The organism is Acinetobacter sp. ANC 5045 (assembly GCF_004331005.1).
Classification (GTDB): Bacteria; Pseudomonadota; Gammaproteobacteria; order Pseudomonadales; family Moraxellaceae; genus Acinetobacter; species Acinetobacter towneri.
On record NZ_SJNS01000018.1, the window covers coordinates 40330 to 52495 of the forward strand.

At 39.4% G+C, this 12166-nt stretch carries 15 protein-coding genes; 4 read left to right on the forward strand and 11 right to left on the reverse strand.

The genetic code is table 11. From position 1 onward, the window contains the following. Positions 1–20: 20 nt before the first annotated feature. From E0H79_RS12455 to E0H79_RS12475, 5 genes are all read right to left on the reverse strand, one after another. Positions 21–1148 (reverse strand): toxic anion resistance protein, encoded by a 1128-nt coding sequence (locus tag E0H79_RS12455; RefSeq protein WP_104852204.1) that lies wholly within the window; start codon positions 1146–1148, stop codon positions 21–23. Positions 1149–1178: 30 nt separating this feature from the next. Next, positions 1179–1970 (reverse strand): tellurium resistance protein, encoded by a 792-nt coding sequence (locus E0H79_RS12460; RefSeq protein ID WP_131261787.1) that lies wholly within the window; start codon positions 1968–1970, stop codon positions 1179–1181. Positions 1971–2183: 213 nt separating this feature from the next. Then, positions 2184–2588 (reverse strand): nucleoside diphosphate kinase regulator, encoded by a 405-nt coding sequence (gene rnk, locus E0H79_RS12465; RefSeq protein WP_004972920.1) that lies wholly within the window; start codon positions 2586–2588, stop codon positions 2184–2186. 163 nt (positions 2589–2751) lie between these two features. Then, complete coding sequence (gene glyA, locus E0H79_RS12470) at positions 2752–4005, reverse strand: serine hydroxymethyltransferase (protein WP_019836649.1); 1254 nt, start codon at positions 4003–4005, stop codon at positions 2752–2754. A gap of 177 nt (positions 4006–4182) precedes the next feature. Beyond that, a complete protein-coding gene (locus E0H79_RS12475; RefSeq protein WP_131261788.1) occupies positions 4183–5415 on the reverse strand; it encodes an alpha/beta hydrolase in 1233 nt (410 codons plus the stop codon). Between the two features lie 251 nt (positions 5416–5666). On the opposite strand from E0H79_RS12475, the gene E0H79_RS12480 reads away from it, so the two are divergent. From E0H79_RS12480 to E0H79_RS12490, 3 genes are all read left to right on the forward strand, one after another. Continuing rightward, positions 5667–6365 carry an exonuclease domain-containing protein gene (locus tag E0H79_RS12480; protein WP_131261796.1) on the forward strand — a complete coding sequence of 233 codons (699 nt, stop codon included), beginning with the start codon at positions 5667–5669 and terminating at the stop codon, positions 6363–6365. A gap of 109 nt (positions 6366–6474) precedes the next feature. Further along, positions 6475–7191: a hypothetical protein gene (locus E0H79_RS12485; protein WP_131261789.1), complete on the forward strand. Its 717-nt coding sequence runs from the start codon at positions 6475–6477 to the stop codon at positions 7189–7191. A gap of 229 nt (positions 7192–7420) precedes the next feature. Then, positions 7421–7789 carry a hypothetical protein gene (locus E0H79_RS12490; protein WP_371971679.1) on the forward strand — a complete coding sequence of 123 codons (369 nt, stop codon included), beginning with the start codon at positions 7421–7423 and terminating at the stop codon, positions 7787–7789. A gap of 114 nt (positions 7790–7903) precedes the next feature. Here E0H79_RS12490 and E0H79_RS12495 read toward each other — a convergent pair whose 3' ends face one another. Both E0H79_RS12495 and E0H79_RS12500 read right to left on the reverse strand, forming a co-directional pair. Continuing rightward, a complete protein-coding gene (locus E0H79_RS12495; protein WP_004972907.1) occupies positions 7904–8122 on the reverse strand; it encodes a hypothetical protein in 219 nt (72 codons plus the stop codon). Positions 8123–8654: 532 nt separating this feature from the next. Beyond that, positions 8655–8852: a hypothetical protein gene (locus tag E0H79_RS12500; protein WP_004972905.1), complete on the reverse strand. Its 198-nt coding sequence runs from the start codon at positions 8850–8852 to the stop codon at positions 8655–8657. Positions 8853–9201: 349 nt separating this feature from the next. On the opposite strand from E0H79_RS12500, the gene E0H79_RS12505 reads away from it, so the two are divergent. Continuing rightward, entirely contained in the window at positions 9202–10188 is a 987-nt protein-coding gene (locus E0H79_RS12505) for a site-specific integrase (RefSeq protein ID WP_131261790.1), read from the forward strand. Between the two features lie 77 nt (positions 10189–10265). On the opposite strand, the gene E0H79_RS12510 is transcribed toward E0H79_RS12505, so the two are convergent. From E0H79_RS12510 to E0H79_RS12525, 4 genes are read right to left on the reverse strand one after another with little or no spacing between them, the layout of a single operon-like run. Next, complete coding sequence (locus E0H79_RS12510) at positions 10266–10850, reverse strand: N-acetylmuramidase family protein (protein WP_131261791.1); 585 nt, start codon at positions 10848–10850, stop codon at positions 10266–10268. Next, positions 10831–11118, reverse strand: a complete 288-nt coding sequence (locus tag E0H79_RS12515; protein WP_131261792.1) for a hypothetical protein — start codon at positions 11116–11118, stop codon at positions 10831–10833. The genes E0H79_RS12510 and E0H79_RS12515 overlap by 20 nt, the downstream gene beginning before the upstream one ends. Further along, positions 11102–11374, reverse strand: a complete 273-nt coding sequence (locus E0H79_RS12520) for a holin (protein WP_131261793.1) — start codon at positions 11372–11374, stop codon at positions 11102–11104. Before E0H79_RS12520 ends, E0H79_RS12515 begins: the two co-directional genes overlap by 17 nt. A 48-nt stretch (positions 11375–11422) precedes the next feature. Then, entirely contained in the window at positions 11423–12148 is a 726-nt protein-coding gene (locus E0H79_RS12525) for a leucine-rich repeat protein (protein ID WP_131261794.1), read from the reverse strand. Between the last annotated feature and the right edge of the window lie 18 nt (positions 12149–12166).

Genomic DNA, 12166 nt, shown 5'->3' on the forward strand with positions numbered 1-12166 from the left:
AAGTCATTGTCAAAATGCATTTATTGACCAGACTGTTGACTTGAACCAATCACCAATTGATTCAGATTCTCCTGTAAGGCTCGCAAACGCGTAGTCGCTTCTGCACGTTTTTGCATGCCTTCTTTTTGTACCTGGATCACATCGTTCACTGTTTTAATGAGGGTATTTTGTACGTGTTCAAGGGTTTCAATATCAATCACCGAACGCTGATTGGCTTTGGCAGTATCAACCGAGTTTTGATGCAATAAATCTGCATTACGGCGCAGCAATTCATTGGTGGCATCATCAATACTGTTGGCCAGTTGCACACTGTTTTTCTGCTCATTTAAAGAAATCGCCAAACTAATCTGGTTTTTCCACGCAGGTAAGGTAATGTTTTTAATCGCATAAAATTTATCGACCAACATTAAATTATTGGACTGGATAATCCGAATCATCGGCAAAGTTTGCATGGCAGATTGTTGCAACACCTGCAAATCACTCACCCGCTTTTCTAAATTATTAGCAAGATGATTGAGATCATAAATTTTTTGAGTCGTGGTCTGATCCTGCGGCTGCGCGGAAAATTCAGAAATTTGCTGCTGAATTTCCTGCTGTTTTAACTTACCTGCTGCAATATAAATCCCCAATTGTTTATATTCATCTTGCACACCATGAAACATTTTATCCAGTGTATCTACACGGTTTTTTAAACCATTTTGTGAGCTTTCAATTTCTGTGACCAGACTATCAATTTGCGCTTTGGTGCTGTTAAAGTTTTGATCAAAACTTTGTTTAGCGCCTTTTAACTTATTGAATAAACCACCCAAAAAGCCACTGCTTTTGTTTGGATTTAAAATACTGTTGGTATTTAACTGCTGTGCAACCTGCACCACCTGATTCAGCTTTTGCCCTGTGACATCCAAATCCTTATTTTGCACCAAACCTAAAAGCTCATCGGTATAACTTGACGTTTTAGTGGCGATATTTTTGCCATATTCTGCAACCGAATGATGGCTAAGATCGCTTAATTCTTTACGCGCAGCCAGCACCTCCTGAAAGTCATCAGGCTGTAAGCCAATTTCCTGCAAATTGAGTTGCTGAAATTGTTGCTGAGTCTGTTCATCACTCACTTGCACAGCGACGTTGCGTTGTTCAGAAGTTGTCATATTTCGCCTCTATCTAATCAAAACCATGCCTTATGATTGCGCAGGTTTTTCTAAGGATTTTCTTAATGTCTTAATTAAATGCTCACGACTTTGATCCAGCTTTTCTAGCTGACTGTGTGAGCCACTTTGCTGACTTTGTTTGACATGATATTGCCATGCAGGAATGAGTACCTGCTGCGCTTCTTTAAAGCGATCTAACAAACTAAAAGAGAGTTGCTGTGAAAATTGCATTTGAGTAATCGCAATATCATTACTACTTTGCAAAGTCTTTAAACTATAAATTTTCTTGGCCAGTCGTTCGCTAAAATTATCCAAAGGATGCTGATTGCGCACAAATCGTGGATATTCCACTAAAAACTCATCGGCAGCTTGAATGTATTTCGCCATTTGCTCACGCAAACCAACCAACTGCTGAAAACGTGATTGTGATTTCTGAATTTCGATTTGCAGCTTTTGGCTTAAACGATCTGCTTGTCCTAATAAATGATCTAGGTTTTTATAATATTGCACTTGCCCCGCACCATATTCCAAATCTATGCCTAGCCACTTTTGTAGTGCATTAAACTTACGTTGCTTTAACACTTTTTTAGATTTGCCAAGCGCCTGAATCAACTGCTCAATGGTCACACTCAATTGCTGAGTTAAATGTGGATCCACCCCATCCAATAAAACTGACTGCGCTTGAATCACCTGATCTGCATAATGATTTAGACGATATTGATCATTCAACAACGGAACTAAATCATTGCGTTGAATCGCCAAAAGCTCTGCACGATCCACCGTAATCTCTTGCAAAGGCAGTAACACTTCAAACTGAGCCATAGACCATAACAACCCTCTTTACATGATTTTATAGTACGTGTTTTTCGGCTAAGGTCATGTAATATTTTGCAATTTTTTATTTCGATCTGCTTAAATGCTTTTTTATAGATTCGCATAACATCAGTCACAAGATGCCTGATTCAAAACACCAGTGCATAAAAAAGCCATGATCAACATGGCTTTCAATGTTCCTAACGCAGGATGATAAACAGATTATAAATAATCGCCTTCACGCTCTGGCTGATACAAAATCTTCTCAATTTTGACTTTCATCATATGACCATCGGGCTGTGGCCATTCAATTTCCTGACCTTCAGCTAAACCTAAAATGGCAGTCCCGACAGGTGCAACCACATTCACCTGCCCTTTCTCACCTTTAAAGTCATGCGGATAAACCAAGGTAATTTCAGTCGGTTCTTTTGCAGGTGCAATGGTAATCAATGCGCGGGCATTCATGCTCACCACATTATTCGGTACATCTTGTGGCGCAACCACTTCAGCACGTGCCAATTCATCTTCTAGATGTTGCATCGTTGGCGTCAATTTAGGTTGATGCTCAAGCATCGTTTCCAAACGGTGCAAATCTTGTTCTGAAATAATAATCTTTGGTCTAATCATTTACTTTTATTCCTGTCATTCCGACAATACTGTCATCATCAGCTTGCCTACAATCATATTCAATACGCTTAAGTTATAACAGAAATTCAGCTTATTGAACGAAAAATCAATTTTTTACATCCATAAAAAAAGCCCCCTTGAGGGGCTTTTCTCAAGGCTGTGCTTATTTTGCGTAAACTGGGAATTTCGCGCAAACAGCTTCAACTTTTGCTTTTACAGTATTAATTACAGCTTCGTCACCTTTGCTGTCAAGAATGTCTGCAATCCAACCTGCAAGATCACGTACTTCTGCTTCACCAAAACCACGTGTAGTTACCGCTGGAGTACCGATACGGATACCAGAAGTTACAAATGGAGAACGTGGATCGTTCGGTACAGAGTTTTTGTTTACAGTAATGTGCGCAGCACCTAACCATGCATCTGCATCTTTACCTGTAATATCTTGCTTGATTAAAGAAAGCAAGAACAAGTGGTTTTTCGTACCACCAGATACTACATCATAACCACGTTCAATAAGAACTTCAGCCATCGCTTGCGCATTTTTAACAACTTGTTGTTGATACGCTTTGTATTCAGGCGCCATTGCTTCTTTAAAACAAATTGCTTTTGCTGCAACTGCGTGTACCAATGGACCACCTTGGTTACCAGGGAACACAGCAGATTGTAATTTTTTCTCGATCTCTTCGTTTGCTTTCGCAAGAATTAGACCAGAACGTGGACCACGCAATGTTTTGTGTGTAGTAGTAGTCGTTACGTCAGCAATTTGCACAGGGTTCGGATATACACCAGCAGCCACTAGACCTGCTACGTGTGCCATATCTACAAATAAATAAGCACCAACTTTGTCTGCGATGTCGCGGAAACGCTGCCAATCTACAATTTGGCTATACGCAGAGAAACCCGCAACAATCATGCGTGGTTTGTGTTCAAGCGCTAAACGCTCAACTTCTTCGTAATCAATTTCGCCAGTTTCTGGGTTTAAACCATATTGGATAGCGTTATATGTTTTACCTGAGAAGCTTACTTTTGCACCATGAGTCAAGTGACCACCATGTGCCAAGCTCATACCTAACACAGTGTCGCCTGGGTTAAGTAAAGCTAAGTAAACTGCAGAGTTTGCTTGTGAACCAGCGTGTGGTTGAACGTTAGCATAATCTGCACCAAAGAGTTCTTTAGCACGGTCAATCGCCAATTGTTCAATAATATCTACGTATTCGCAACCGCCGTAGTAGCGTTTGCCTGGGTAGCCTTCTGCATATTTATTGGTAAGTTTTGAACCTTGAGCTTCCATTACTGCAGGTGAGCAGTAGTTTTCAGAAGCAATTAACTCAATATGAGCTTCTTGGCGCGCATCTTCATTGGTGATCGCTTGAGCTAATTCTGGATCAAATTCGGCAATAGAAATATTGGCAAACATTAGCGAGGTCCTATTAATTTAGGGCTTTTAAGCCGTGCTAAGATTGGCGCGTATTGTAGCATAAAGTTTGTGAACTGAGAGAATGAACTTTGCTCAGTTTTACATAAAAATAGCTCATGTTTCAGATAAAACACGAGCTATTTTAGGTCAAATCAATCTTTATCGTAATTCAACAACTTATTGAATAGGCATTAGTGATTGAACATCTTTAACAATCTCATCCAAATTCTTCTCATACACAGTACTATGGTTCCAAGTCATATCTACATGGTATTGAATATTCGATTGCTTAGCTGCTGGACCACTCAATAATAAATCTGTTGCATCTTTAGGTACTACCGCATCAGCCCCACCTTGGTAAATAATAACTGGCTGATTAACTTTGACTTGTAATGGTTGCGAATCTTTCGATAAAAATTGACTCACATCTGGCAAGCTTAAGAAATTCGGTTGCGTCCGCGGATATCCATCGATACTCCACTTATTTCCCGCAGCATATTGCCCCATTGCTGCCCCTAGTGTTGCACCTAAAACATCTGAACATTCCGTGTCTGCAAGTGCTGCAATCCCATCAGTTGGAGATTTAAATACTTGCTGATAACTTAGACTAGGATTTTTATTTCTTAGCCCCGCCGTAATCAATGCGGTATAAGTATCCAACATAGCTAAGGTATTAATTTTGTCTTCTAAATTTGTTAGTTGAGCAGCTCTCTGTTCTCCCACAGTCAAAATTGCAGCTAAATTAGAAGCAGGTGCGATCGCAATCGTACCTTTATAATCCAACTGAACACGTGATGCATACTGCGCAGCCCCTAATGCAGCATGTCCACCTTGTGAATGCCCCACAGTTACCCATTTTTTAGCGGCTTGATTACCCAAATAATTACGCGCTGCAACCACTGCATCTGTAATTGAAAATGCAGCGCTCTGCAAGTTTAAGAAAGGATGAGCTTCATTTGAACTTGGCTCACCTAAACCCTCATAATCTGGTGCGACTACCACATAGCCTGCAGCTAACAGCTTATTAATCATGTCTTCAACATGTAGATTTAATGCTGTTTTACTTGGAGCACACTTATCTGCTACACCTGTTGTACCATGCGCCCAAACCACAATAGGCCAACCTGTGATTGGTGGCGTTGTTTTAGGTGTAAATAACAAAGAAGTCGCTTGTACTTCACTTCCATTTACGCCTAACATCCTATAGGTCATTTTGACACTTTGCCCAGTCACTGCTGTCATATCAGACAATGCATAGTTTTCAGGCGTCACGACTAATGGCTGACTAATATTATATTTCGGAATGCCATCCTCGATAACCACAACACTCGTATCGTCATGATCATCATTACACGCAGTTAAAAACAAACTGCTGCTGGCTAAAGCCACGCTTAACCATATTTTTTTCATTTGCTTACCCTTGTCTTCATATTCTTATTAATTGCATCCTTCGCAATCTTTATTTGTACGCTTTTTTATCGTATCAGGCAAGATTTCAACAATTAATATGCAAGTGTATTTTATTTAAAATTAAACACTTACGGTAAAAATCAGTAAATTGATCACATATACAAGTGCCTATTAAATTTCAATTCAATTTGTCATACGCAGCGGCTAATGTTAGATTGCATTTTTATTGAATGACGCAAGCGAATCAGGACATGCAGGCAATTATTCTCGACACAGAAACCCATACTTTAAATGGACAACCCATTGAGATTGCCTACGCCCCCATTCAAATTCAAGATGGCAAAATCAGTCTAGATAAAACTAAAATTTTCGATCAGTTATATCAAGTCGATGAGCCGATTTCATTCGCAGCGATGGCGGTGCATCATATTTTAGAATCGGATTTAATTGATCAACCGCATTACAGCAGTTTTGAATTACCTGCCGAAACCACCTATATCATTGGGCATAATATTGATTACGATATTCGCGCTTTAGAAAAATGTGGTGTGGATACTTCTAAAATTAAAGCCATTTGCACTTTGGCACTTGCACGTCGCGTATGGCCAAACGCCGAAGCACACAATATTTCAGCTTTAATTTATATGATTACCAAAGGCAGCGAAAAAGCGCGTGATATGATTAAAAAAGCGCATCGTGCCGATATGGATATTATTTTAACGGCCAATATTTTGATGCACGAAGTTCATCAATTACAAATTCAAAGTATTGAAGAACTCTACACTGCCTCAGAAGAAGCACGTATTCCACAAATTATCAATTTTGGTAAACATCGTGGTACGGCAATTGCCGACCTTCCTGCCGATTATGTGCAATGGTTATTAAGACAAGAAGATTTAGATCCTTACTTACGCAAGGCGCTCGAAAATACCAGCATTTTGACTTTATAAATGTTTCAAGTGAATCTTATTGCATTTACCTGTCATAAATTATTCATATTATTGTAATTTTCAAAGTCTATGCTTTGCCTTAATTTATTGGGGAAATAAATTAAGGCTCATGTTTAATTATCAAAAAACTCAACTCGGTCTAGATGCATTACAACAGCGCACACGTGATTTAAATGCACGTCAACGTCGTTTATTGGTACTGATTGGTACTGAAGATTTTGATTTACTCGGAGATCAGTTCAAGCAACGTCTTGCACCACCTGAATTGATTGAACAGCTATTAGATATGCACCTGATTGCCCCTGCTGCGCTTGAGCAAGACACTTTGCAACACCAAGAGCAAACGGCTAACATTCTGCTGCAACAAGAGCAAGAGGCATCATCTACCACTTTACACACAGAAATTCATAGCCAACTTGCAAGCAGCACCCCGCAAGCCCATGCTGAGAGTTTGGCAGAACCAATCCGCACCCAACATCTTCAAGTAAATTCAGTTCCTGCATATTTAGAAGCACGTGTTGCAGCTGCCATTAATACAGAACAGCCCGCTGAACAACCTGAACCACAAGCAGAAATACAGCCTGAAATTACTGCCTTGAGTTTTGAAGATGTAAAATTTCTCATGATGGATACTTTACAGCGTCATTGTGGATTAATGGCAAAACAACTGATTCAGCGAATTTTACAAGCGCAGGATATTCGCAGCTTAAAACTCTGCCAAATGCAATGGATTACCTCTTTACAAGAAACTCGTTTGCCGCCAAAAGCACTCAATCAGATTTTGCAGCAAATCAATCACTCCCTACAAAAGCTTAATCCGACTTAAAGCTTAGATTTTTTTACTTAGTTTTAAGTCTTTTTAACAATTAAAACCATGCTCAGGGATATATGGATTAATTTATTTTTATTACTTTTCAACACTTTAAAAACACATATAAATCCACATCTAAACCTTAGATTCATTATCCCTATAAAAGCTAAGACTTTAGCGGCATAGCCCCGACTCATAAAAATCAGCGATATAGTATTTTCCAGAATTGTTGAGGCACAGGGTCATGATGAATCATGCATTTTTTTTAGCGTTTGATGCTTATGACAATCCAATGCAACTCAGTAAAGTTGGCAATTGGGTGATTACCTTTTTAAGCCCAAAAGATCAGGAAAGCCAAATACAGTTAGCGATTACCAATGTGTTGCCGCGTCAAATTTCAGCACATTTACAACCGCGACGCATAGTGATTCAACAAAGTACAGATGCCCAGCTCTGGCAAATCTTGCAAATTGAATGTTTTGATAGTCAAACCAATCAAGAGTTGAGTTTTCAACCCGATGATGACATTGGGCAAGCGGTCATTCAAAAAATTATTCAAGAGTTTGATAAATACGATGTAAATATCCAACTTGTAGAAGATCAGACGGTTTAAAGCGATATGTTTTACACTTAATGAGCACTTTATTTACGTGTGCTTTAAAAATCCTGCGCACAAAAAAGCTCATCGAAATGAGCTTTTCTAAAAATAAAGTAGTCTCACAAATATTTACTCCAACACACGAAAAATACTATCAGACTCGCGGCTTTCAAACAAAAGTTCGATGCTTGGTAAAATCACTTCACCTTCCACAATAATGTGTTCAATTTTGTGAAATAGTGCCAAACCCGCTGCCAATGAAGTTTCTGGGATATTACGTAGCAATGCTTTTGCTTCGTAAATATGGCTAAACTGGTCTTTAACTTTAATATCGATGATTTGCGTCATTGTTGTTCCCTTTTTCTTGACGGAAATTTTTTATACCATAGCTTATAAATTTTTTAAAAAAGTGAGTTGTTAGATTGTTTGACAATGTAGTATTTTTTTAAACTAAATTTAAATTATCTAATAAATTCAAACACATATTTTTTAAAATTTTATTTACAACTTACAAAACCACAGTAAATTTGCTTGTTTTTCATTCTAGCACAGAAAAAACTCGCATTGCTGCGAGTTTTTTTATGTTGGAAGGCTAGTGCTGATTTTATTGTTTGAACAAGAGTTACAAACTCAACGAGCTGTCATTGATCCGTCCAACTGCATCGTAGCGTCTATTACATTGAATGACCTACTGTAGTTTTAATATAGTGAAACTTATTTTTTGCTGCAATAGCCCACTACATTTCAACACATTCACACAGCAAAATTTCAATTGATTTAATTTTCAGTTACGGCATAATTTTATGCGGTTAAAAGCTCCAGCTTTGCGATTAGCTTCTGCATAACTTGGCGATACTTTCAAATAATAAGAAGTCGACGATTATTCAATTAACTCAATTTCATAATCAACATCTTGCAGCATATCTTTATTGTATAGCTTTACCATTGCTGTTGCTTCAGCATAATCGTAGAACAAACCTTCTGCGACGGCTTTACTGCGAAATTCCGTGGTACCAATTTCATTATCATGCGGAACAAAATATAAGTTTTCTGGAATGAGTTTAACGATATAGCCCACGAAGCTGCCCTCAGATTTTTCAGTTTTAAAATATGTGAGTTTTATATGCTGAAAAACGTGATCAGGCTATGGCAAATAAGATCGAATGTTTATCTTAATTTTTTATATACTTTTCAACTATTTTTTATATTACAGTTCAATGCTTATATACTAATTTGGTGCGCTCAGCGGGCACTTTCCGAAATTTAGGGTTTTCTTACTATTCCCTACTATTCCTTATTTTTACTTTATTATTATAGTTTTAGGCACCGCTATTTAACTATATAGTTTCATGTTTCCTTATTATTCCCTATCATTCCTTATAAATCGATTACGCCAAAATTACGCCACGACTTTTTGAGAGATAAATATGGCCACCTTTAGACAAAGGGGTAATGCCTGGCGAGCAGAGCTTAGTGTGAATGGTACTCGGGAAAGTGCGACATTCGATACTAAGACTCAAGCACGCGCATGGGCATCAAAACGTGAAACTGAACTACGAGAGTTATCACGCGGAAAGCTACCTGATTATACATTAAATTGTGCAATTGAAAGATACATTGCGGAAGTGTGTCCAAAGCATAAAGGCTGCGATGCTGAGATTAAGCGATTCAAGGCATTTCAGAAAAACTTCCCTAAGCTGTGCAAAAAGCACATTGCCAAAATTACTACAGATGACTTTGTGACTTGGCGAGATGAGCGACTAAAGAAAGTTAAGCCTGCATCGGTTAGACGTGAGGGAAATATACTGTCAGCTTTGTTTACAGTAGCACGTACAGAATGGAAATGGGTGTATGAGTCACCCATGAGTGATTTAAAGATGCCACCACCGCCTGCACATCGTGATAGACGAATCACAGAAGATGAGATCGAGCGATTGTGTCTTGCTGCCGACTTCAACAATCAGAAACCTGAAAACTTTACTCAGCAAGTTATTATTGCCTTTTTGCTTGCGCTTGAAACAGCTATGCGAGCTGGTGAAATTCGTGGACTAACTTGGGATCGGGTTTATTTAAAAGATAGGTATGTCACGCTTGATGAAACAAAGAATGGTACAAAGCGGCACGTTCCACTTTCTAAGCGTGCCGTTGAACTACTTGAATTGATGAAGGGAATAGATAGCCATAACGTATTCACTGTGAAAGATGCTAGTTTTGATACGCTTTGGCGAAAGTTAAGAGATAAGTGTGAAATTGAGGATTTGCATTTTCACGACTCAAGACATGAAGCATGCACCAGACTTGCTAGAAAACTTGAAGTATTGGACTTGGCGAGAATGATTGGTCACAAGGATTTACGCAGCCTCATGGTTTACTACAATGCAACTGCAAGCGAGATTGCAAATCGATTGGATTAGCTTTAGCCGCATTTTAATGTATCCTAAAACAGCAAACCCCAGCACGCCGAGTTGCGTAGGGTTTGCACCAAAAGCCATCACTTGAGGGCTTTCTTATACGCATTGCCAAGCTTCACATCATAAGAATTTCTAGCATAAGCGGGACCATTGTAGCCACGTGCAAATGCTTTCCAGTCTTTGTTTTTTAGTGCGTTTACTAAGCCATTTACTTTGATAAAACGACACATTGCTTCAAGCTGTGATGCTTCATCACGGTACATGGCATTGATGAAATTTTGCAGAGTCGGATAGCCCAAAACTTTCCAGTGATAGCCCATGACTTGACCAATGCCCCATGATGCAGACTCTAAAGCTGATTCACGATGATATTGAGCAGCTGCATTCAAACGTCCGTGCTGTGCGGAATATAAGCCATAGTTACCCGTGGTTTTGCTGCACAGATCAGGACGCTCTCGCATGGCCTTGTCTAATGTAGCTGCTTTACCGTTAGCAATCAGCCGTTGCCGAAATACATGCCGCTCAAACAGAATCACTGGCGTGCCATCTACATTAAAGCCTGAGCCTTTGCACTCAACTTCAATCACGGCTTTTAATGCTGCGACTTCGATACCAAGTTTTGAGGCTTGTGCTTGAATCTGTGCTTCAGTTAATTTCTTGCTCATCATTCTCTCCATGCAATTCAGGCTGATATTTCAAGCGGGAGAAAACACTTAGCACATTGTTCAGAAAGCCAAGCCATAGCACCCAAGAATGCGGTAATAGCTCTTTAATTTCTTGTGGTACTGCTGCCCAAAACTGTGGAAAGTTAGAACCAAACAACCACAACAATTCAAAAGCCGCATACATCAAGACGTAAAAAAAGGCGCTTAATGCGCCTACTTGTACTGATTTGAGTTTCCAAGCTTGTTTCCAGTTATCTATCAACTTCATTACACTCTCCATTTCTACACATCATTTTGCGCATGTTGATTCTGTGCAATTCTGCTGCACGCTTGTTTTCTAAAAACTTAAAGATCAGATTCACAATAAAGCCGCCTAATGCCACAGCAAAACCTAACCACGGCAAAATGTCTATTGATAAAAGCCAAGCGATGAAGCCACCGCCTGCCCCAAGATATGTGGTTTTACTTGCTGCTGCTGATACTGTTGCTGCAATTTCCGCAGCGGCTTGCTTCGTTTCAGACACGATGCCCCCTTAAATTTTGGCAATAAAAAAGCACCCGAAGGTGCTGTGTTAGATAGCTTGAATCCTTGATGCAAAAGCCGACCAGTTGGGTGCTGCTTGGTATGCTGCGACAGACCCCGCTGGAACCTTGAAAATACATGCAGCATTTAATGATTGAAATGATGTTGAGACTATTGATGGTGGAGTTGTTGCTCTAACAATTATCTCCAAACAAGATGACCATAGTTGAAATGCGTTTCCAGCAATTGTTTGTATTGATGATGGCAAATCGAGAGATGACGCTGATGACCAACCCGAGAAACACACCGCGGGGATGTTAGAAATACCTTCTGGGATTACTAAACTTAACGCATTGCCCCAGCCTTGAAATGCATTATTTCCAAGTGATGTTAGCGATTGTGGTAGTAATAAGAATTTAGACTGAGCCCAATCTACAAACGCATAACTACCGATTGATGTAACCCCTTCTGATATGGTTAATCCTGTAACTCTCCTCCATATCGAACTATTGCTTGAGTGTGATCTCATAGCATCTGAGCCTATTGCTCCGTTGATATTGATTGTCACATCTCCGATATTGCCAGGGAAGTTTTGAGAATCCCCTGAGAATGCGATCATTGCACTTTGCACTTGGCTTGGCGCAAAAATCTCAATAGTCTTTGTTGCTGCATCTTTTTCAGCAGTCACTGTAACTTTTTGTCCGCCAGTATAATTAGATGAAAAAGGGACTGTAAAGTCCCCATTTGCGTCCGCTACACCTGTATAAATAGCCATTCTTACTCCTGAATTTCA